At 27.1% G+C, this 18,512-nt stretch carries 24 protein-coding genes; 16 read left to right on the forward strand and 8 right to left on the reverse strand.

What is annotated here, in order from left to right; all coding sequences use genetic code 11:
* Positions 1–9 precede the first annotated feature (9 nt).
* Both AC2A4K_RS06245 and AC2A4K_RS06250 read left to right on the forward strand, forming a co-directional pair.
* A complete protein-coding gene (locus AC2A4K_RS06245; protein WP_322503813.1) occupies positions 10–168 on the forward strand; it encodes a DUF4318 domain-containing protein in 159 nt (52 codons plus the stop codon).
* A 365-nt stretch (positions 169–533) separates the two neighbouring features.
* Positions 534–1,109, forward strand: coding sequence for a helix-turn-helix domain-containing protein (locus AC2A4K_RS06250; protein WP_322503812.1), 576 nt, complete (start codon positions 534–536; stop codon positions 1,107–1,109).
* A 180-nt stretch (positions 1,110–1,289) separates the two neighbouring features.
* Here AC2A4K_RS06250 and AC2A4K_RS06255 read toward each other — a convergent pair whose 3' ends face one another.
* Complete coding sequence (locus tag AC2A4K_RS06255; protein WP_322503811.1) at positions 1,290–1,874, reverse strand: sugar O-acetyltransferase; 585 nt, start codon at positions 1,872–1,874, stop codon at positions 1,290–1,292.
* Between the two features lie 385 nt (positions 1,875–2,259).
* Between AC2A4K_RS06255 and AC2A4K_RS06260 the strand changes: the two genes are divergently transcribed.
* From AC2A4K_RS06260 to AC2A4K_RS06270, 3 genes are all read left to right on the forward strand, one after another.
* On the forward strand, positions 2,260–2,913 hold the full coding sequence (locus AC2A4K_RS06260) for a hypothetical protein (protein ID WP_322503810.1): 654 nt from the start codon (positions 2,260–2,262) through the stop codon (positions 2,911–2,913).
* 159 nt (positions 2,914–3,072) lie between these two features.
* Entirely contained in the window at positions 3,073–3,303 is a 231-nt protein-coding gene (locus AC2A4K_RS06265) for a DUF4318 domain-containing protein (protein WP_322503809.1), read from the forward strand.
* 413 nt (positions 3,304–3,716) lie between these two features.
* Entirely contained in the window at positions 3,717–3,824 is a 108-nt protein-coding gene (locus AC2A4K_RS06270; protein ID WP_416173354.1) for a DUF4318 domain-containing protein, read from the forward strand.
* A 291-nt stretch (positions 3,825–4,115) separates the two neighbouring features.
* Here AC2A4K_RS06270 and AC2A4K_RS06275 read toward each other — a convergent pair whose 3' ends face one another.
* Complete coding sequence (locus tag AC2A4K_RS06275) at positions 4,116–4,349, reverse strand: hypothetical protein (RefSeq protein WP_322503808.1); 234 nt, start codon at positions 4,347–4,349, stop codon at positions 4,116–4,118.
* Positions 4,350–4,659: 310 nt separating this feature from the next.
* Between AC2A4K_RS06275 and AC2A4K_RS06280 the strand changes: the two genes are divergently transcribed.
* The 4 genes from AC2A4K_RS06280 (at position 4,660) to AC2A4K_RS06295 (ending at position 8,523) form a co-directional block, all read left to right on the forward strand.
* Positions 4,660–5,766, forward strand: coding sequence for a Gfo/Idh/MocA family protein (locus AC2A4K_RS06280; protein ID WP_322503807.1), 1,107 nt, complete (start codon positions 4,660–4,662; stop codon positions 5,764–5,766).
* A gap of 107 nt (positions 5,767–5,873) precedes the next feature.
* Entirely contained in the window at positions 5,874–6,398 is a 525-nt protein-coding gene (locus AC2A4K_RS06285) for a hypothetical protein (RefSeq protein WP_322503806.1), read from the forward strand.
* Positions 6,399–6,423: 25 nt separating this feature from the next.
* Entirely contained in the window at positions 6,424–7,572 is a 1,149-nt protein-coding gene (locus AC2A4K_RS06290) for a GNAT family N-acetyltransferase (RefSeq protein WP_322503805.1), read from the forward strand.
* Between the two features lie 219 nt (positions 7,573–7,791).
* A complete protein-coding gene (locus tag AC2A4K_RS06295; RefSeq protein WP_322503804.1) occupies positions 7,792–8,523 on the forward strand; it encodes a class I SAM-dependent methyltransferase in 732 nt (243 codons plus the stop codon).
* A 50-nt stretch (positions 8,524–8,573) separates the two neighbouring features.
* Here AC2A4K_RS06295 and AC2A4K_RS06300 read toward each other — a convergent pair whose 3' ends face one another.
* On the reverse strand, positions 8,574–8,897 hold the full coding sequence (locus AC2A4K_RS06300) for a DUF3784 domain-containing protein (protein WP_322503803.1): 324 nt from the start codon (positions 8,895–8,897) through the stop codon (positions 8,574–8,576).
* Positions 8,898–9,095: 198 nt separating this feature from the next.
* Between AC2A4K_RS06300 and AC2A4K_RS06305 the strand changes: the two genes are divergently transcribed.
* From AC2A4K_RS06305 to AC2A4K_RS06315, 3 genes are all read left to right on the forward strand, one after another.
* A complete protein-coding gene (locus AC2A4K_RS06305) occupies positions 9,096–9,380 on the forward strand; it encodes a bacteriocin immunity protein (RefSeq protein ID WP_322503802.1) in 285 nt (94 codons plus the stop codon).
* A 379-nt stretch (positions 9,381–9,759) separates the two neighbouring features.
* On the forward strand, positions 9,760–10,119 hold the full coding sequence (locus AC2A4K_RS06310; protein ID WP_322503801.1) for a winged helix-turn-helix transcriptional regulator: 360 nt from the start codon (positions 9,760–9,762) through the stop codon (positions 10,117–10,119).
* A 290-nt stretch (positions 10,120–10,409) separates the two neighbouring features.
* A complete protein-coding gene (locus tag AC2A4K_RS06315; protein ID WP_322503800.1) occupies positions 10,410–10,910 on the forward strand; it encodes a YbhB/YbcL family Raf kinase inhibitor-like protein in 501 nt (166 codons plus the stop codon).
* 62 nt (positions 10,911–10,972) lie between these two features.
* Here the strand turns inward: AC2A4K_RS06315 and AC2A4K_RS06320 are convergent, their stop codons facing one another.
* Positions 10,973–11,377: a hypothetical protein gene (locus tag AC2A4K_RS06320; protein WP_322503799.1), complete on the reverse strand. Its 405-nt coding sequence runs from the start codon at positions 11,375–11,377 to the stop codon at positions 10,973–10,975.
* 597 nt (positions 11,378–11,974) lie between these two features.
* On the opposite strand from AC2A4K_RS06320, the gene AC2A4K_RS06325 reads away from it, so the two are divergent.
* The 3 genes from AC2A4K_RS06325 to AC2A4K_RS06335 all read left to right on the forward strand — a co-directional run bounded on the left by AC2A4K_RS06325 (position 11,975) and on the right by AC2A4K_RS06335 (position 14,121).
* Entirely contained in the window at positions 11,975–12,670 is a 696-nt protein-coding gene (locus tag AC2A4K_RS06325) for a helix-turn-helix domain-containing protein (protein ID WP_322503798.1), read from the forward strand.
* A gap of 376 nt (positions 12,671–13,046) precedes the next feature.
* Positions 13,047–13,199 carry a zinc-ribbon domain-containing protein gene (locus AC2A4K_RS06330; protein ID WP_257916321.1) on the forward strand — a complete coding sequence of 51 codons (153 nt, stop codon included), beginning with the start codon at positions 13,047–13,049 and terminating at the stop codon, positions 13,197–13,199.
* A 106-nt stretch (positions 13,200–13,305) separates the two neighbouring features.
* The gene (locus AC2A4K_RS06335) at positions 13,306–14,121 is read left to right on the forward strand and encodes a hypothetical protein (protein WP_322503797.1); all 816 of its coding nucleotides are present in this window, start codon (positions 13,306–13,308) and stop codon (positions 14,119–14,121) included.
* Between the two features lie 326 nt (positions 14,122–14,447).
* Here the strand turns inward: AC2A4K_RS06335 and AC2A4K_RS06340 are convergent, their stop codons facing one another.
* The 3 genes from AC2A4K_RS06340 to AC2A4K_RS06350 are packed head-to-tail and all read right to left on the reverse strand — an operon-like array spanning position 14,448 to position 17,009.
* Positions 14,448–15,098 (reverse strand): TetR/AcrR family transcriptional regulator, encoded by a 651-nt coding sequence (locus tag AC2A4K_RS06340; RefSeq protein ID WP_322503796.1) that lies wholly within the window; start codon positions 15,096–15,098, stop codon positions 14,448–14,450.
* Positions 15,099–15,135: 37 nt separating this feature from the next.
* Entirely contained in the window at positions 15,136–16,293 is a 1,158-nt protein-coding gene (locus AC2A4K_RS06345) for an ABC transporter permease (protein ID WP_322503795.1), read from the reverse strand.
* Positions 16,293–17,009, reverse strand: coding sequence for an ABC transporter ATP-binding protein (locus AC2A4K_RS06350; protein WP_322503794.1), 717 nt, complete (start codon positions 17,007–17,009; stop codon positions 16,293–16,295). The genes AC2A4K_RS06345 and AC2A4K_RS06350 overlap by 1 nt, the downstream gene beginning before the upstream one ends.
* A 185-nt stretch (positions 17,010–17,194) precedes the next feature.
* Between AC2A4K_RS06350 and AC2A4K_RS06355 the strand changes: the two genes are divergently transcribed.
* On the forward strand, positions 17,195–17,935 hold the full coding sequence (locus AC2A4K_RS06355) for a flavodoxin family protein (RefSeq protein WP_322503793.1): 741 nt from the start codon (positions 17,195–17,197) through the stop codon (positions 17,933–17,935).
* 248 nt (positions 17,936–18,183) lie between these two features.
* Here the strand turns inward: AC2A4K_RS06355 and AC2A4K_RS06360 are convergent, their stop codons facing one another.
* Positions 18,184–18,504, reverse strand: coding sequence for a bacteriocin immunity family protein (locus AC2A4K_RS06360; RefSeq protein WP_322503792.1), 321 nt, complete (start codon positions 18,502–18,504; stop codon positions 18,184–18,186).
* Positions 18,505–18,512 lie beyond the last annotated feature (8 nt).

An 18,512-nucleotide genomic window follows, 5' to 3' on the forward strand; every position in this document is an offset into this window, starting at 1 on the left:
GTAGATAGCATGTTTAAAAAAGGCTTTTTAATTGAATTAGACAGTATTCCTAAAACTGATGATGAGATTTGTTTAGAGGTTGCAAAATATTGTGGGAAAAATAATTTACCCTTTGAATTTATTAAAAGGACTTCACCTATAGTTGCTATGATTGAAGAGGACAAGTAAGAAATTACAAAAAAATATCAAACTTCTAGAGTGAATTGTTGGGTTTTAAGCTGTAGAGAAGTTGAGTAGATAAAGGGGATTTATCTAGGCTTAATTAAGGGGAATAGAAGTCAATAGTAGCTTAAATATACCAATATATGATGAAACTTTAGTGCTAATTAAGAGGGTATATAAGCTCTATTTAGAAATTAATCATGGTTTAAAACAGATTTAGGTATAAAAAAACTATTAAGCAAGAAGTAAGCAATATAGCAGTTTATAGCAGTGTAAAAAACTTTTGACATGGCTAAAACAGCCAATATCAAAGGCTTTTGATGGTAGGATTTCATTTCAGGTTATACACTGATTATGCAGGAGGACATTTTATGGAGATTGGAAAACAGATAAAAAAATATAGAACAGAGATGAAGCTTTCACAGGATGAATTAGCTAGAGAAATATTTGTATCTCGGCAGACTATTTCAAACTGGGAGAACAATAAAAACTATCCAGATGTGAAAAGCTTATTATTACTAAGCTCTCTTTTTGATGTATCTCTTGACATACTTATTAAAGGAGATTTTGAAGAAATGAAAGAGAAAATTAAATCAGAAGATATTGATAAGTTTAACCATGATGGTAATATTTTTGTTGTATTATTAATATGTACTATGGTATTAGTTGTTCCACTTACAGTATTCATGGGGTATATTGGATTTGGAATTTGGGGAGTTATTGCTATAGCAGCAAATTATTATGGGTTTAAGGTTGATAAGCAGAAAAAGAATTTTGATATTCAGACTTATAAAGAAATTCTTGCCTTTTCAGAGGGAAGAAGTATGGACGAGATTCAAAAGAATCAAGAGTATGGAAAAAGACCATATCAGAAAGTTTTCATAGTAACAGCTGTAGCAGTGATCACTATAGCAATATCAGCTATTATGATGTATATACTATCATAAAATTAAAGAATAAATTTAGTCGAAATCTGTTCTATATAAAAAAGATCCTTGTATATTAGTAATTTCTAGTACACAAGGACTTTTTAAGTTAATAAATATGGACTTTATAAAATAAGATAATCATAAGGTTATAAGAAAAGCTACTATTTTAAGAACTTTTATAAAACTATGAATTAAAATTTACTCATTCTCTCTAATAAATCTACAAGGATTTCCGTAGGCAATAGTGTTGCTTGGAATATCCTTTGTTACAACGCTTCCTGCGCCAATAACAACATTATCTCCAATGATGACACCTGGCATAATTATTGCTCCGCCACCAATCCATGCATTGTCTCCAATTATTACAGGAGCTGTTTGAGTCTTACAAAACTCAAATGAGCCATCTGCCTTTGGTTTACCAAATCTATCAATAGCATTTGTTGGGTGGAAAGCAGTATATATTTGTACATTAGGAGCAATTAAGGCATTATCTCCAATAACAATTTTATTATCATCTAAAAAAGTACAATTCATATTAACTTCACAGTTATTTCCAAAGTAAATATTGTTTCCATAGTCAGCATGAAAAGGTGCAGTAATCCATAAGTTTTTTCCACGCCCACCAAGTAATTCACTTAAAATGCGTTCCTTTTCCTCTAAGTTTGCAGAATCTGTATTGTTATAATCTCTCACTAAATCTTTTGCTTTATGCCATTGAGTTAATAATTCTTCATCACCACAATCATAAAGCTCGTCTGCTAGCATTTTCTCTCTTTCAGTCATATTTAAAACCCCCATATCCCAATTTATTACTTATATACGCCCACATTATACCATCCCTTTATAACCACTACAACCTAAAGGATAAAAGTTAAAAATTTCTTATTATTAATCAATACCCATAATAAAGGCTTTTTATATTCTTAAGAAAATAATCTCATAGTAAGGTGAACTTATGTAATTAATAGAATCTTTAATTTATATATAAATTTATATTTTATTAACAGTCTTTTTAAGTTGAAATAGATAATATTTACCAAATTTATGATAAAATCTATTATGTTAAAAAAATATATTAAATAAGGGGAGAGAAAGTGAAAAAGAATGGGAAAAAAGGTTATATGATAAATTATAAGGGAAAAAAGTATATATAGAGAGCAGTGAAGATGTGGATATAGATTCTCTTAAGAGATCAATGAATTTTAGCTTTACTATTAAATTAATGGTGATTACTCCAATAGTATTCTTTATATTCAACTTAATTGTACTTAACATAATATATTCTGAAATACTAAAGGAAAGTGTTTTTGGACAGAAAAACATGATATATCATGTAGTATTTGTGTTTATGATTTTATGGGCAATATATTTAGCAATAGATTTTCAAGAAAATCCAAATAGAATATATTTATTTTCAGGTGTATTTTGCTTAATTGAATCAATATTCTTTCTTGCTAATGGTGTTCATATACTTTATTTTTTACTTGGAAAAAGTGGTATAGTATATATTGCTATAGGAATAGGTGTATATTTAGCTAACTTTATATTTAATGCATTTCTTGCATATCTCTTTATAAAGAAGAAGTATTCAGAAGAGGACAAGAAGATTACTAGGGTAAGAGTCTTTAGTATTATATTGATATTTGCTAGTGCAATTATATTTAATATTAGTATAAATTCAGAATTTCATAATATCAATTTATTGTATCCTAATTTAGTGGATCCTACAGTCTTAACATATAGTACTTTAAACTTTGCATTAAGTCATTTAATTGTTATAGGTACCATAAATATATACAAATACATTAGTATAAAAAAATAAAATTTATACAATAGCTGATCTTAAAAATGGTCAGCTATTTTTTGTTAAGAGCAGAGATAAAAATAATATATAAAAATTGGAAAAAAATGTTTTTTAATAATTAAATTTAATATATAATAAAGTTATAGAAATAATTTTATTAAGGGGAGATTAGATATTATGTTCAAAAAAGGCTTTTTAATTGACTTAAATGATATGCCTAAAACAGATGATGATATTTGCTTAGAAGTAGCAAAGTATTGTGGAGAAAATAATTTGCCATTTGATTTTATTAAAAAAACTTCACCTGTAATTGCTAAGATTAAAGACAGCAAATATGAAGTTAAAAAGAAATACCAAAATGGTAGATTCATGAATTACTGGGTTTTAAGCTGTACAGCAGTAAATTAAATAGGATAAATATTTAGGGGGATTTAAGACATGTACATGTTTTAAATTTAAGTAGTAGATCAGAAAATTAAACTTTTATAGAACTAAGTAAACTTTAAAATTTATAGAGAAACTAAATCTACTTTTGTAGCGATGACAGAAATTATAAATAAACTTAATGAAAAGTTTTTGAAAGAGAAATCAATATAAATGTTTTGTATGCCATGATAAAACATTATTATTTATATAAAAGGTGAGCTTCTTTAGAGAGGCTCATTTTTAGTTTAGGCTTTGTTTGAAGTGAATGCTTAAAACAGAGTTTTTAAATTAATAAATCAAGATAGTAAAGATACTTTTACAATATGTTTATGGATAAAAATGGGATTAAGTATATAATAAAATAAAGATAAGTTTATTAAAGGGGAGTAGAGGATATGTTTAAAAAAGGATTTTTAATTGATTTAGATAGTAATCCTAAAACAGATGATGACATTTGCTTAGAAGTAGCAAAATATTGTGGAAAAAATAACTTGCCATTTTAATTTATTAAGAGGACTTCACCTGTAACTGCTATGATTGAAGGAAGTAAGTATGAAATCACAAAGAAATATCAAAGGGTTAGATTGTTTAATTGTTGGGTTTTGCATTGTAAAGAAGTAGACTAAAACTATAAAAACTAATAGACTTATGCGAGGATGCAATAATTATTAGAATAATATTAAAAATAAGGATGTTTTATATAAAAATAATGAGTTTAAAAGTTAAACTTAAATAATAAAATTATAGAAATTTAATACTAAAAGAGCAACAAATTTTTGTTGCTCTTCTAATAGTTAAGACTCTTTATTCTTAAAATTAATGCGTATCAATTTTAAGGCTGCAAATATAAAAATTATAGCACCTATAAAAGATAAAATTTTGCTTAAGAAGATTATTATTTCACCTAAATATGGAATTGGAATCTGGGCTGCAAACCATAAAGTATTATTAAATACATTAGACTGCAATAAAACAAGCATAAGTGATCCTAAAGCTAAATACATTAAATTAGTATTTTTGATTTTCATCTATATACCTCCATAATTATATTTAAATTAATAACCAAACTTCTTTTATAAAGTATTTATTTAATTTATATTGCAATTACTTACATAGAATTACTTTAATAACCTAATCTTTATTAAAGTTTGTATTTAAAGTTATAATCATAACCAAGCCTTTTATATTGAAAATTCATTAAAATATAGAGTTTTCAGTATGTTTTATCTTAAAAGATTAACCTTGCTTTTTAAATTTTAACAAGTTTTATGGTATCATTAAAACATACTAAATTTTAACAAAAATAATATAAGAAATAATAATTTAGGAGGGGCAAAAATGATAAGATTGGGGATTGCGGGAATTGGATGCATTGCTGAAGAGTATATAAAATTGATTGTTAGCAATAAAATTAAGGGGTGCCATATTTGCGCTTTATCAAGTAGAAATTTTGAACGTATGGAAAGTATTTGTTCTCAATATGATTTGAAAGATGTTTCATTGTTTACAAGTTATGAAGATATGCTTGAGTCTGGAAAGATAGATATGGTGATGATTTGCACACCACATTTTAACCATCCGTCAATGGCAATTAAGGCTATTGAATCAGGTATTCACCCATTAATTGAAAAACCAGTTGGTGTATTTTCAGATGAGGTAGAAGAACTTATGAAATGCATAGAAAGACACCCTAATATTTTAAGTGGTGTACTGTATTGTAGAAGAACTAGTCAAGCTTTTAATAAAGTAAAAGATATTATTTCTTCTGGAAAAATAGGAGAGTTAAAGAGAGCTAACTGGATAATTACAAACCTGTATCGTACTCAGGCATATCATAATGCACAATCATGGAAAGGTACATATAAGGGCGAAGGCGGTGGACTATTAATGACACAAGCTTCACACCAATTAGATTTATTAATCTGGCTTTGTGGTATGCCTAAAAATATTAATGCCTTTTGCTATTGTGGTGCTGAGCGTGAGATAGAAGTAGAAAATGATGTAATGCTGCATATGCAATATGAGAATGGTGCAACTGCTCAGTTTATAGCATCTTCAAGAGAGTTTCCAGGAAGTAACCGTTTAGAGATAATAGGAAGTAAAGGACAGATAATTCTATGTGATGATCAAAACTTGATATTCCGTGAATTAGAGCAGGATGAAAAACTTTATGCAAATACAACAAATGAACTCTATGGGAAAATTCCATTCAAGGAACAAGAATTTACATTTAATGATGCAGATAATTCAATACAACAGGCTGCTATTGTAAACAATTTTATAAGTTCTATTGAAGGTAATACAATGGTGTTGTGTCCTGTAAAAGAAGCCATAAATTCTTTATATATAATCAATGGAGCTTATTTATCATCATGGAACAATGAGGTAGTTACTTTCCCAATGGACACTAAGGAATTTAGAGTAAAATTAGAAGAAAGATTTTAAACTGATTTTAGAAAAGACAATAGATTTATAGAAGCTTGTAATGGTAATAAATATATATATTTAAAGATAGGGAAAAGGGTTATAAAAAAGAAAGCGAGTGATTGCTTATGAACAAAAAGTTGTTTGGAATGAGTATAATCCTTATAGTAGTGGTATTTTCTTGTTTTTATAATATAAGCAGAAATTTAAAGAATAATCCTTCAGTAGAGAAGCCAATACATAATCTTTTAAATGGATTTTTTAAAATTGAATATGGAAAGGATTCTTTAAATTATTCAGATTTTGTGAATAATCCAGACCTTGTGGAGATGTTAACTTTAAATAAGAAACGTTTTAAAAGTACTACCAATAAGGACTTTAAGATTAAAATAACCAGCATTCATAAAAAAGAAAATGAGAGTTATATCGTTAAGTTTAAGACTTTACAGGGACAAAAGATGGATACTTTAACTGAATACACCTGTTTAATTGAAAAAGAAAATAATAAATACTATATAAATAGATTTATTAATAATATAGCCTTAAAAGATAAAGATCCAGTTAAATTTATAGAAGATGATAATTTATATGGCAACTATATTAAAGATTTAATTATTTCTTTTAGTAAACAGAATCAAAGCACAAATAATTAAAACAGAAATAATAAGGGAGAACATTATGGGGAAAGAGTATTTAAAAGCAAATGAAAATGATTATGAGGAGTTAATTGATTTTATAAATTATGTGTTTAGTCATTCTGGTGGAAGTACTGATTTTCTAAAATTATTACCTAAATTATATAGGAATAATAATAAAATAAAGTACCATCATATAATAAAGGTGGATAATAAGATAAAAGGGGTAGTAGGTGCATTCCCACTAACTTTAAGTGTATTAGATGAAAAAATAAATGTTGTAGGAATAGGCAGTGTATCAGCTCATCCTTATTCAAAGGGAAAGGGATACATGAAAAAGCTTATGAATGAATCCATTGAAGAGATGAAAAGGGACAAGGTAGATATTAGTGTTCTTAGTGGATATAGACAAAGGTATGAATACTTTGGATATGAGCCTTGTGGTCAACAAATAACCTTTAATATCTTAGATGTAAACATAAATTATAAGTGTAATGAAGTGATTGATGAGAGAATAAGCCTTAAATTATTAGATGAAAATGATAATACTATGGTAGAAAAAGCATATGAACTTCATTCTAAGAAAAGTGTAAAAATAGTAAGAGAAAAAGGTGAGTTCTTAGATATATTAAAATCATGGAATTGCAGCATTTATTCTGTTTTTAAAAGTGAAAAATTTATTGGATATATTGCAGCAAATAATGGATTTATAGATGAAATAGTTTTAGAAAACAACAGTGATTTAAATCTTGCCATAGCTTCATACATAAAAACTTTCAAACAAAATGAAGTAAACTTAAGGCTTCCAGTCTATGAAATAGAGAAAATATCAGAACTTATGAAGATATGTGAAAATTACTCAATTACAAAAAACAATAACTTTAGAATATTTAACTATGAAAAAGTAGTTAGGATAATGCTAAAACTAAAAGCTACTTACTCAAAGTTAGAAGATGGAGAATATAACATAAGCATAATAAATTATGGAGTTTTAAAGATCAAAGTTCATAAAAATAATGTTGAAGTTAAGAAGGTTCAAGAGGAACCTAATATTGAACTAAATGAGCTAGAAGCAATTAAGTTTTTATTTTCTCCAATAAAGCCATACTTTAACTTCAATAATGAAGTTCCAAACTTTTTAAATAGCTGGCTACCATTACCTTTATATATAGAAGGTTTGGACTGTGTATAGCTAATAAATTAATACCTAGAAAACAGTGAAACTGTAAGAAAAATTAGGATTTATCAAAGTGAAAAAGAAATGACTAAGGTTATTATGAATGCTATAATATAAAAAATAAAAAGAGGTGAGAGAAGATGTGTGGTGGTATTATTGCCCAAAAGATTGCATAAACCCATGTAAATAAGAATAGTATTAACTTTTTATATATTTGCATGGGAGGAATTTAAAATGAAAGAAAATAAATATGATAAGGAAGAATTCTTTTTAAAGTATGGAGAAATGGCACGTTCTAAAAATGGTTTGCAAGGAGCTGGTGAGTGGTCTGAATTGCAAAAGATATTACCAGACTTTAATCATAAGAAAGTTTTAGACTTAGGATGTGGATATGGGTGGCATTGTAAATATGCTATAGATAATGGAGCAAGCTATGTACTTGGAACCGATATATCACATAAGATGCTTGAAGTAGCTAAAGAGAAGAATAATCATAAGAATATAGAATATCAATGTGCAGCTATGGAGGATTTGAATTTTCTAGAGGAAACATTTGATATAGTAATTAGTTCCTTAGCTTTTCATTATGTAAGAGATTTTGAGCCTTTAATATCTAAAATATCAAAATGGATAAAAAAAGGGGGAGAATTTGTTTTCTCCGTTGAACACCCTGTTTTTACATCTTATGGATCTCAAGACTGGTACTACGATGAAGATGGGAATATACTTCATTTTCCTGTAGATAATTATTATTATGAAGGCAAACGTGAAGCTGTATTTTTAGGAGAAAAAGTTACAAAATATCATAGGACACTTACAACTTATCTCAACATTTTACTTCAAAATGGATTTGAGTTTCAACATATTATTGAACCAAATCCACCAGAGGAAATGATGGATATAGAGGGCATGAAGGATGAAATGCGTCGTCCTATGATGCTACTTATTTCAGTAAAAAAGAAATAGCATATTAAAATTTTAGTCAGTAAATCATATTGAGCAAAAGCCATTATGATTTACTGCTTTTTGCATTTGAAAAAGAAGTGGTAACATGACAATAATAAGCCAAGAATTGTTATGGCAACTTGAGTAATCATTAGAGCATAATAATACTTTTCATTTAAAAATACACTAATTATTGCAATAAGTATTACCCCTAAACCTGTATAGAATATATCACTTCCAACAAATCTAGACACTGCATTCTTATCATGTTTTTCTTCATCATAGAAGTTAAGAATATCTCCTGCATTAAAAAACTTTACTATTCCTCCAATGAAAGTTAGTATTCCACCTCCTAAAAGGGCAAAGATTAATATTCCTGTTAAATCTGGTTTCATAAAAGACTCCTCCCCATATGATTCTAAAGTATTACTTATTAAATAGATTTTATTTTAAGCTAGTGATTATTTAAGATAATTCTTCAACTCTATTTAATTTCTCAAAGAATTCCTATTATCTAAAATATTATGATAAAATATAATAAAATTCAATATTTTACATATAAATGAAATAAATAATAGAAGGGTCGTAATCAAATGAATAAAAAATATTGTGAATTAATTGATGAGATACAAAAGACATTAGATGATAAAGAGGTTAAAAGCAGTGAAGAATTAACCAAGCTTTTAAGTGGATATAAAAAGGCTTTAGAGAATGGAGAAGAGTATAATTTGGCTTGTACAAAATTAACTAATGATATAACGAGTTATGTAAGATATCACAATTTTAAAGCTCCAGAAGCAGTTTTAAACCTATATAATCACTTAGCAAATGTTGCAAGCAAATATAGAGGTATACCTTCATTTATTACATGGTTTTAATTGATGATGTTGATGCAGCACAAGTTAGAAGAACAAAACGCCTTTATTTATTACAGGGTTCTAAGTATTTGAAAGTAGTATAAAATTAAAGTTGAGATTCTTAATAGAAAAAGTGTAAACAATAAAGTTTTTAATCCTATAACTACAAGTTAAATAAAGCGTTTGCTTTGCAATAGGGAGGGTAAACAATAAAGTTTTCAATCCTATAACTTGATTTTAAAAGCTTACATAGAGTAGAGTGTATTTAACTAATTAAGAAAGAAATTTTACCTAAGTTATTAAAATCCTTAACTTTTAATAGTTTAGGTAATTTAATATACATATATTAAAAATAAAATCTAACTTTAAGAAAGAATTTGATTTTTGTAAGGTGATAGTTATGAAGATAAGAAATGAATTTACATGTCCATTAGAACTTATTACAGATATGATTAAGGGTAAGTGGAAAACTATAATAATATGGAGACTTAGAATAGGTGAAACATCACTATCTAAGCTTAGAAAAGATATAAATGGAATAACAGAGAAGATGCTACTTGAAAACTTAAAAAATCTAATAGATGTTGGGATTGTTGGTAAGAATGAATATAGCGGATATCCTTTAAGAGTTGAATATTATTTAACTAAAAGAGGGAAAGACATACTAAAATCTCTAGAAATACTGCAACAAGTTGGCATTGAGTATATGATTGAACATGGAAGAGAAAGTGAACTTGCTGAAATAGGGTTAATTGATTAATACCTACAAAAAAAGTTAAGGCACGCTAACGCTCTTATCTGTGATATCACTTTGTTAATTGATTAATACTTACAAAAAAGTGGGTAATTGTCTATGTTTTATATTAAAGGTATCATAAAGTCATAAAAGAAATGAGGTAATATTGAGCTTAATTTTATACTTGTTTTGAATTATATTTTAAATTCAGTATTGATTTTAAAAGAGGTCTTTGTTTTTAGTTTGGCATTAATCCTAGCTAAGACTTAGGACTATATAATTTAAAAAAATATACTTTTTAGGAGGATGACTTTATGAGAGTAAGCAGTAAAGGAATAATTGATGGAATAATACATGATAAATATGGTAAAAGAGGAGAAGTGGATAAGCATGGAATACCAACTTGTTCATTACCTTTAAAAATAGAGAATGCACCAGAAGGAACTAAATCATTTGCTGTAGTAATTGAAGACAAGGATGCTATCCCTGTAAGTGGAGGATTTTCATGGATACATTGGGTGGCTGCCAATATAACTAAAGATGAGTTAGAAGAGAATGAAAGCAGAACAAACAATGAAATTATTCAAGGATTAAATAGCTGGATTAGCATTCAAGGAGGAGAAGTAGCAAAAGAATTTTGTATGTATTATGGTGGAATGACTCCTCCAAATGAAGCTCATATTTATGAAATACATGTTTATGCACTAGATTGTTTAATAGACTTAAAAAACGGATTTTATCTAAACGAATTACATAAAAAGATGCATGGACATATATTAGAACAAGTTACTCTAAAAGGAGAATATGATAGCTAATTAGTAAAATCTAATAAGTTAGTAAAATAACTTATTAGATTTTTATTTATAATATCTTTTATTTATCCAGTATATTTATCGCATCCTTTTACATGTTCACTGCCATATACGCATCCTGCTTTACATACAACATCACCTACTTGTAATGTTTTTTCTTGCATATTTTTTGTGTTTTTTTCAGGTAAAGCATTTTTATTATCTTTCATATTATTTTGAGTATCTTTACCTTGCTTTAAATCTTCATTATTTTTAGGCTGGTCTTTTTGTTCATTTTCATTTGGTAATGTATCATCAATGTTTTTCTCTTTTTGATCCTCTGTAGCTACTTCATTTAACTTGTTATCTTCTGTAATTGCTACTGAGTTATTATGAGTACTATCATTTATCCAATTATATGTTATTTCTACTGTTTTTACTCCTATAAATATAATACCTAATAAAATTACTATTTTCTTTGCTTTAATCATTAATCCTCCTTATACCCTAAAACTTTTTTCAATTAATTATTATTAAAATTTATATTTAGTAAAGGGCTAAATATTTATCTACATTGTATATGTAATTAAATACAATTTGAAGATACAAATTAAAAACAAAGTGTGATAAATTTCCAAACTAAATTTATGTCAACACATCGAATACAAAAATTCGAACTTATTTAGCATGATAAAAATGAAGTAACCTCTGTTAATGAAGGAATATTTGTTAATAGCAAAGAATTTGAACCAGGGAAGGTAAGAGTAGTAGTAGCTTCATTAGGAACTGAAATAGAAAAAACTTCAGACTTAGTAAATATTGTTAATATAATACTTAAACTATATACTTAGATAGATAAGGTGATGGTATATTAAAAATAAATTAGTATTGTAATGTTCAGGTATTTAATGCGTAGTTAAGTAGAGATATTATACTAAAGTAGCAGAAACTATTACACAATAACTTTATATTAGAAATTGCAACTTTAAGTTGCTAAAAATTATATAAAAGAAATCAAAGGTTGGTGTAAGGATAGGGCTACTTTCCTTTATAATAAATTTATCAGAATATAAAGGGGAAGATATAACATGAGTTTTGGACAAAATATTCAATTTTTAAGAAAAATGCATAAGGGTATGACTCAAGAAGAGTTGGCAGAGAAGATGGGAGTTTCTCGCCAAACTATTTCCAAGTGGGAACTTGATAATACATATCCTGAGATGGATAAAGTAATAGAACTATGTAAACTTTTTTCGTGCTCTATGGACAAATTAGTTAGGGAAGATATAAATATGATTAATGAAGCTTATTCCAATATTAGAATAGAAAAGGTACCCTCATTTACTTTTGTCAAATATGCAGTAATAAGTGAAGATCCGGAAGATGATGCTATGAAACACATAAAACATTGGGCTAATAGTAATGGGATTAATGAGCCAGAAATAATAGGATGGGATTTTCCAAATGTATCACAGGAACAAATTAATGTGTATAATATGCATGGCTATGAAGCAGCATGTATTTTACCTTTAAATTTTGAAATAGAGAATAATAAACTAGAAGTTATAGTTCAAAAAGAGCAATCTTATGCCATTATTACAATTAAGGAACCTTTTAGTGAACCATTTTCTCTTATTCCAAATGCATATAAGACACTTATGATGTATATGGAAGTAAACTGTTATAAACATAAGAATAGTAAAGACGTTATACATTGTTTTGAAAAGGTATATGAGAAGGATGGTATAAGTTATATGGATGTTTATATAGCTATTGAAGATTAGTTTTATAGTATCTTAAGAGAGTAAAGTGTAAAAATTATTTAGAGTATTTACAGATAACTGTATCATAAGTAAGTGATGTTATTCATATTAAGTATTAATATTACTAGGACTTATAGGGAAGATGTAGAAATATTAAAGATATTAATTCTTCTTTTATGCTGAGAAATATTAAGTTAAATACATTGTAATCAGGAAAAAACTGTATGTTTTTTTAATTATTTAAAAAAATAAATAAAAAAGGTTGCAAGTAGTTAAATACCATGTTATACTAAACTAGTAGCAAAGTAGCTAACAAAAAAGTTTCATTTAGATAAATAGTTCTCGAAATTAGAGATTATATATCCATTTAGAATCTTTAATTTTAGGAGGAATGTTTATGTCAGATAAAACATTAAAATGCAGAGATTGCGGAAGTGAATTCATATTTTCAGTAGGAGAGCAAGAATTCTACAAAGAAAAAGGATTTGAAAATGAGCCAACAAGATGTGTATCTTGTAGAAGAGCTAAAAAAGAACAAAATAGAAGATAATTTTAGATTGTTAAAGGTTGTAGTTTAAACTGCAACCTTTTTTTATTATAATAAAATAGATATTAAAATATAAATACATATAGTCATTAGATGGGGGACGAGAAGTATGCAGAAGTATAATGAAAATAATCCAATGCTTGTTAACTCTATGGTGTGTACTATAGATATGCTTGGTTTTTCTCAGATGATAATAGAGTCATGTAACAATAAATACGGAAATGATTTACTTAAAGAAATCAATTTCCTTATAAATAAGAATAAACAATGTATAATTAAAAATAAGTATAGCCAAGGGAAAATAAAAATATATACTGATAATATGATTGTGGGATATCCTATAAAAGATGATGGGGAAGAAGCCTTAAATGAAATATTAGATAATGTTTCAGAATATCAGTTTAATTTAGCTCTAGAAGGTTTTTTTGTTAGAGGTGGAGTTAGTGTAGGTGATTTTTATATTAATGAAGATATAGTTTTTGGTCCTGCTCTTTTAGATGCACATTATATTGAAAGTAATTTAGCATGTTATCCAAGGATTGTACTAGATGATAAAGCAGTAAGTAGACTTAGAAAATACATAAGTAATTATGATATAGCACCGCAGCGAAATAAAATATTAATAGATAGCGATGGACAATGGTTTTTAAATTATCTAAATACAATATTTAAATATTATACTGAATGTAATAATAAGTATGAATTTGAAAAAATGCAGATAGAGTTACTTTATAAACATAAGGTTAAAGTAGAGGAAATGTTAGAGTTAAACAAAGAAAACATAAGGGTTTGGGATAAATTTGTATGGGTAGCTAATTACCATAATTATTTTTGTAATATAAATTTTGAAAATGAAAAAGATCTAAGAATAGATAAGAATAAATTGCTTTCATGGCCAAGAGGTCTTTCAAGTAGAGATACTTAATATTTTTAGATTACTATATATCTTTGAATTGTTATAGGTTGTGGTTTAAGCTACAACCTTTTTTATGTGAAAAATTATTATAAAAATATCACTTAGCAATGATATAGAGAATTAGATCATAATATAATTTATTTAATAGATTTTGTTTTAAATTAGTGTTGATTTTTAAATAAAATTATAGCGGTAAGACGTTTTTTTTATTTAAGGAATACAATATAACTAGAATTACATTGTATAAGTTCAAAATACAAAATTTTAAATTTTGCTTTTTACTTAAAATTATGAAGAACTATTTAAAAATCAACACTCACCTAAAACATAACTTTTTATTTAGACAAACCCTTAGAAAGTAGTGTAGCTATATAATCTATTTCTTTTTCATCATCCCAAGGTTTATTTGGGAACAATGTGTACTTTGATATGCCATATGAGGCTATATTGGTCATTATAAATCTTATTATTACCTCATTAGGCCAATTTACTAACAATCCTTTTTCCTTAAAGTTATCTAAAACTTTATAAAAATTAACTTTAATTTCAGAAGGAATTAGTGTTATAAGTTTATTTCTGATATCCTCACTATACAGAATTTCATTTATGAATATTTTGCCTATCTTATGATTTTCATTTAAAAAATTAATTCTATCACTTATTATTATTTTAAAAAATGATTTTAAATCTGTATGTTCAATCTCTAAGGCAGTCTTTGAAAATTGCTTTGCAACTTCAGGAAATATATCATCTATTAAAAATGGTATTATTGTTGCTATTAAAAGATTTTCTTTGCTTCCAAAGTGTTTAAATATTGTTCCTTCAGCAGCTCCAGATAACTTAGAAATTTCACTTGTAGAAGTATTGGCAAAGCCTTTTTCTGCAAATAAATTTATACTAGCATCTAAAATTGCCTTTTGTTTAGTTGTCATTTTATCATTATCTAAAATTTTGTTTTTAAATAGAGTAACAATAGAATCTTCCATGTTCTCCTCCTAAATAGTGTATTCTATTTCTATCTTATTATATCTTACGATATCTTTTCAATCCTATAATATTTAAGAATATAAATATCACTGCAAATAATAGTAGAATTAGTAAGTCAAAGCTTATTTGTTCAAAGGACTCTCCCTTTATCATTATTCCTTGAAGGGCATCACCTACATAATACATAGGAATAAATTTCGCAATATTTTGAAGTACAGTAGACATATTGCTTATTGGTATAATTCCTGAGAAGAATATTTGAGGTATTACAACAACTGGTATGAATTGCATCATTTGAAACTCTGAGTTAGCAAAGGTTGAAAGCAATGTTCCAAAGGATAAGGCAACAAAGGCAGTTATTATATTAGTTAAGATTACTAATGGAAGACTTCCTAAAATGTTTATGTTTAAAACATATATGGAGTAAAGGACAATTACAAAGGTTTGAATTATTGCAAAAATTCCATATCCTATTAAGTAACCAAAAACTATTTCACTTCTTCTAATTGGAGAAGATAAAAGCTTGTCTAAAGTTCCGCTACTTCTTTCTTTAAGCAATGATATTCCTGAAATTAAAAACACGAAGAAGAATACAAAAAATCCTATAAGAACAGGAGTAAAGGTATCAAATAAATCTGTATTTTCATTTCCATAAATATAATTAGAAGTTATTTTGAAGCCTTCTTTAGAGGAATTATCCTTAGGTAGATTTTCATTAGCATTTTCCTTATTTATGCTATTTGGAAGTTTAGAGAGCATTTCTTGTTGCTTCAATATTATTTCCTTTTCTTCTTTAGCAACCTCTGTTAGTTTATCAATTTCAACCTTAGAAAGAGTACCTTTAAGTAAGGAGTTAACAGCCATGCTTTTACTTGGATCACTGTTTTCATAAGTTATATCTAAATTATTATCAGATAAGCTAATAAATGCAGCTAAGTTATCATCTGTTATTTTATTTTTTATACTAGAATCATCATTGTAGGTTACAACATCTACATCATTTTCTTTTAAGGTCTTTACTATTTCAGAATCTAAGTTATATGTTCCAATCTTTAATGAGGTATCATTTCCATTTTCAAATAAAAAGTTCATAAGTGTTAAAATAACTAAGGGTGCCACCATCATTAAGGCTAGAGTTCTTTTATCATGGATTATTTGGACTATTATTCTTTTTACTAAGGCTATTATTCTCATTATTTATCCCTCCTAGCTTTTAAGAAAACTTCTTCTATGCTAGAAGCATTGTATTTTTCTTTTAAATTAACAGGGCTTCCTTCTTCTATAATCTTTCCATCTCTTAAAAAAACAACCCTATCACATCTTTCAGCTTCATCCATTACATGAGTAGTAACTATTATGGCTTTATTATTTTTCTTAAGCTTGTGTAGTTCTTCCCATATACTTAATCTTAATTCAGGATCTATACCAACAGTTGGCTCATCTAAAATCAATATTTCAGGGTCTTGTATCAAGGCACTTGCTAAAGAAAGTCTTCTTTTCATACCACCTGAAAAGTTTTTAACTCTCTTTTTCTTATGATCTGTTAAATTAACAAGATCTAGAAGATAATTGATGTTCTTTTCTCTAACTTCTTTAGAAAGAGAGTAGAGAGAAGAGAAAAAAGTTAGGTTATCTAAGGCAGATAAATCTTCATAAAGAGCATCTGACTGAGCCATATAGCCTATTTTTTGTAACACCTTTCTATTAGGCATTTTCTCATCCAAAACTTTAATAGAGCCAGAATTAACTTTTTCCATACCTATTATTGATTTTACTAAAGTTGTTTTACCCGCTCCAGAAGGTCCAACAAGGCATAAAATTTCTCCTTTTTCTATTTTTATAGAAATCTTATTTAGTATATTGATATTTCCAAAGTTTTTTGTAACACCTTCAACTATTATTGCTGACATTAATATACCTCCTTATTTATATAATTCACTTAAAGTGAGTAATCACTCACTAATAATATCATATTTAAAAATGAATGTAAATTTATTAGGTGCAATTATAATTACTTTTAATATTTATAAATACTTTAACTAATAAGGTTTTACAGTTATATTATTTATATATAGTTGAAAAAATAGGGGGAGTTATGAAGAAAATTCTTTTAATTAATTCAAGCAATAGAAAGAAGAACACATATAAATTATTAACTTCAATTGAGGATATATTGAAAAACAATGGGTATGAAACAGAGCTTATAAGTTTATCCGATTATAAAATAGAGTTTTGCAAAGGCTGTGAAGTCTGTATATTAAAAGGGGAGTGTTTTCTTAAAGACGAATCTAAGGTTATAATGGAAAAAATAATTGAATGTGACGGACTTGTAATAGGTACTCCTGTTTACTTAAATAATATGAGTGGAATATTAAAATCTTTTATAGATAGAACATGTAGCTGGTTCCATAGAAGTGAGGTGGCACAAAAACCAACTTTACTTTTAGCTAATACACAGGGATCAGGATTAAAAAACACAATAAACTCCATAGAAGAGGCAATGATTCAGTGGGGAGTATCTTTAGGTGGAGCTATTACAAGAAACGGTAGAAGTTTCAATAAGCCCATAGAAGAAAAGGAAGTGGCAGACTTTATTAAGCTAGTAGAATCATCTGGAAGGTCATATTCACCTAGCTTCAAGGAAGTTTACACTTATAATATCCAAAGAACCCTAGCAACTAATGTTTTTCCAGTAGATAAAGAATACTGGATTAATAAAGGATGGATTAATAGTGCCTATTTTCCAGGAACTAAGATTAATCCAATCAAAAAGCTTTATGGAAATGGATTATATAAGTTACTAACCAAAGTAATAAAGCCAATTGAACAAGAATAATAAATTTTAAAATATAAAAATAAGGGCTTCAGAAGTTACTTTTAAGTTTTAAAGCCCTTATTAATATTTAATATTTAGCATATTTTCCATAGAATTTATTCAATTTAGCTCTAGTGAAATTGAAACAAGAAGCTTAAACTCAAAATATCTTAAGAATATTATCTTTACATAGCTAATTAACTTTACATAGCTAATTAACCTCTAATTGTTTATTAAGACAGCCCTATATTTATATCTAGAAATAAAAACTAACCTAGAATAGTACCAAGTACTGCCAAGCCACGACCTAAATTCTCTTCAAAAAATCCAGTAGTGGAAATATCCATATAAAGTTTACCAACTTCTTTGCTAAGTGTTTCTTTATTATTAAATTTCTTAAGAGATAATTGACGTAAAGATTCTGCTAATCTCATTACTTGCTTTTCAAAATCTTTTCCTTTTTCAACTGCATTCTTAAATTCAATTAATATAGAACGCTCATCATCAGGTGTTTCTACATTTAAAATTAAATCATAAACTCTTCCTAATAAATCATTTTCAGCTTCTAATCTTTTTTCTTTTTTACTCAAATTAATTA

It is taken from the genome of Clostridium sp. LIBA-8841 (assembly GCF_057782475.1).

Coding starts and splice junctions, on each gene's coding strand:
- AC2A4K_RS06245 (WP_322503813.1), top strand. CDS start 10: ATGTTTAAAAAAGGCTTTTTAATTGAATTAGACAGTATTCCTAAAACT.
- AC2A4K_RS06250 (WP_322503812.1), top strand. CDS start 534: ATGGAGATTGGAAAACAGATAAAAAAATATAGAACAGAGATGAAGCTT.
- AC2A4K_RS06255 (WP_322503811.1), bottom strand. CDS start 1,874: ATGACTGAAAGAGAGAAAATGCTAGCAGACGAGCTTTATGATTGTGGT.
- AC2A4K_RS06265 (WP_322503809.1), top strand. CDS start 3,073: ATGTTCAAAAAAGGCTTTTTAATTGACTTAAATGATATGCCTAAAACA.
- AC2A4K_RS06270 (WP_416173354.1), top strand. CDS start 3,717: ATGTTTAAAAAAGGATTTTTAATTGATTTAGATAGTAATCCTAAAACA.
- AC2A4K_RS06275 (WP_322503808.1), bottom strand. CDS start 4,349: ATGAAAATCAAAAATACTAATTTAATGTATTTAGCTTTAGGATCACTT.
- AC2A4K_RS06280 (WP_322503807.1), top strand. CDS start 4,660: ATGATAAGATTGGGGATTGCGGGAATTGGATGCATTGCTGAAGAGTAT.
- AC2A4K_RS06285 (WP_322503806.1), top strand. CDS start 5,874: ATGAACAAAAAGTTGTTTGGAATGAGTATAATCCTTATAGTAGTGGTA.
- AC2A4K_RS06290 (WP_322503805.1), top strand. CDS start 6,424: ATGGGGAAAGAGTATTTAAAAGCAAATGAAAATGATTATGAGGAGTTA.
- AC2A4K_RS06295 (WP_322503804.1), top strand. CDS start 7,792: ATGAAAGAAAATAAATATGATAAGGAAGAATTCTTTTTAAAGTATGGA.
- AC2A4K_RS06300 (WP_322503803.1), bottom strand. CDS start 8,897: ATGAAACCAGATTTAACAGGAATATTAATCTTTGCCCTTTTAGGAGGT.
- AC2A4K_RS06305 (WP_322503802.1), top strand. CDS start 9,096: ATGAATAAAAAATATTGTGAATTAATTGATGAGATACAAAAGACATTA.
- AC2A4K_RS06310 (WP_322503801.1), top strand. CDS start 9,760: ATGAAGATAAGAAATGAATTTACATGTCCATTAGAACTTATTACAGAT.
- AC2A4K_RS06315 (WP_322503800.1), top strand. CDS start 10,410: ATGAGAGTAAGCAGTAAAGGAATAATTGATGGAATAATACATGATAAA.
- AC2A4K_RS06320 (WP_322503799.1), bottom strand. CDS start 11,377: ATGATTAAAGCAAAGAAAATAGTAATTTTATTAGGTATTATATTTATA.
- AC2A4K_RS06325 (WP_322503798.1), top strand. CDS start 11,975: ATGAGTTTTGGACAAAATATTCAATTTTTAAGAAAAATGCATAAGGGT.
- AC2A4K_RS06330 (WP_257916321.1), top strand. CDS start 13,047: ATGTCAGATAAAACATTAAAATGCAGAGATTGCGGAAGTGAATTCATA.
- AC2A4K_RS06335 (WP_322503797.1), top strand. CDS start 13,306: ATGCAGAAGTATAATGAAAATAATCCAATGCTTGTTAACTCTATGGTG.
- AC2A4K_RS06340 (WP_322503796.1), bottom strand. CDS start 15,098: ATGGAAGATTCTATTGTTACTCTATTTAAAAACAAAATTTTAGATAAT.
- AC2A4K_RS06345 (WP_322503795.1), bottom strand. CDS start 16,293: ATGAGAATAATAGCCTTAGTAAAAAGAATAATAGTCCAAATAATCCAT.
- AC2A4K_RS06350 (WP_322503794.1), bottom strand. CDS start 17,009: ATGTCAGCAATAATAGTTGAAGGTGTTACAAAAAACTTTGGAAATATC.
- AC2A4K_RS06355 (WP_322503793.1), top strand. CDS start 17,195: ATGAAGAAAATTCTTTTAATTAATTCAAGCAATAGAAAGAAGAACACA.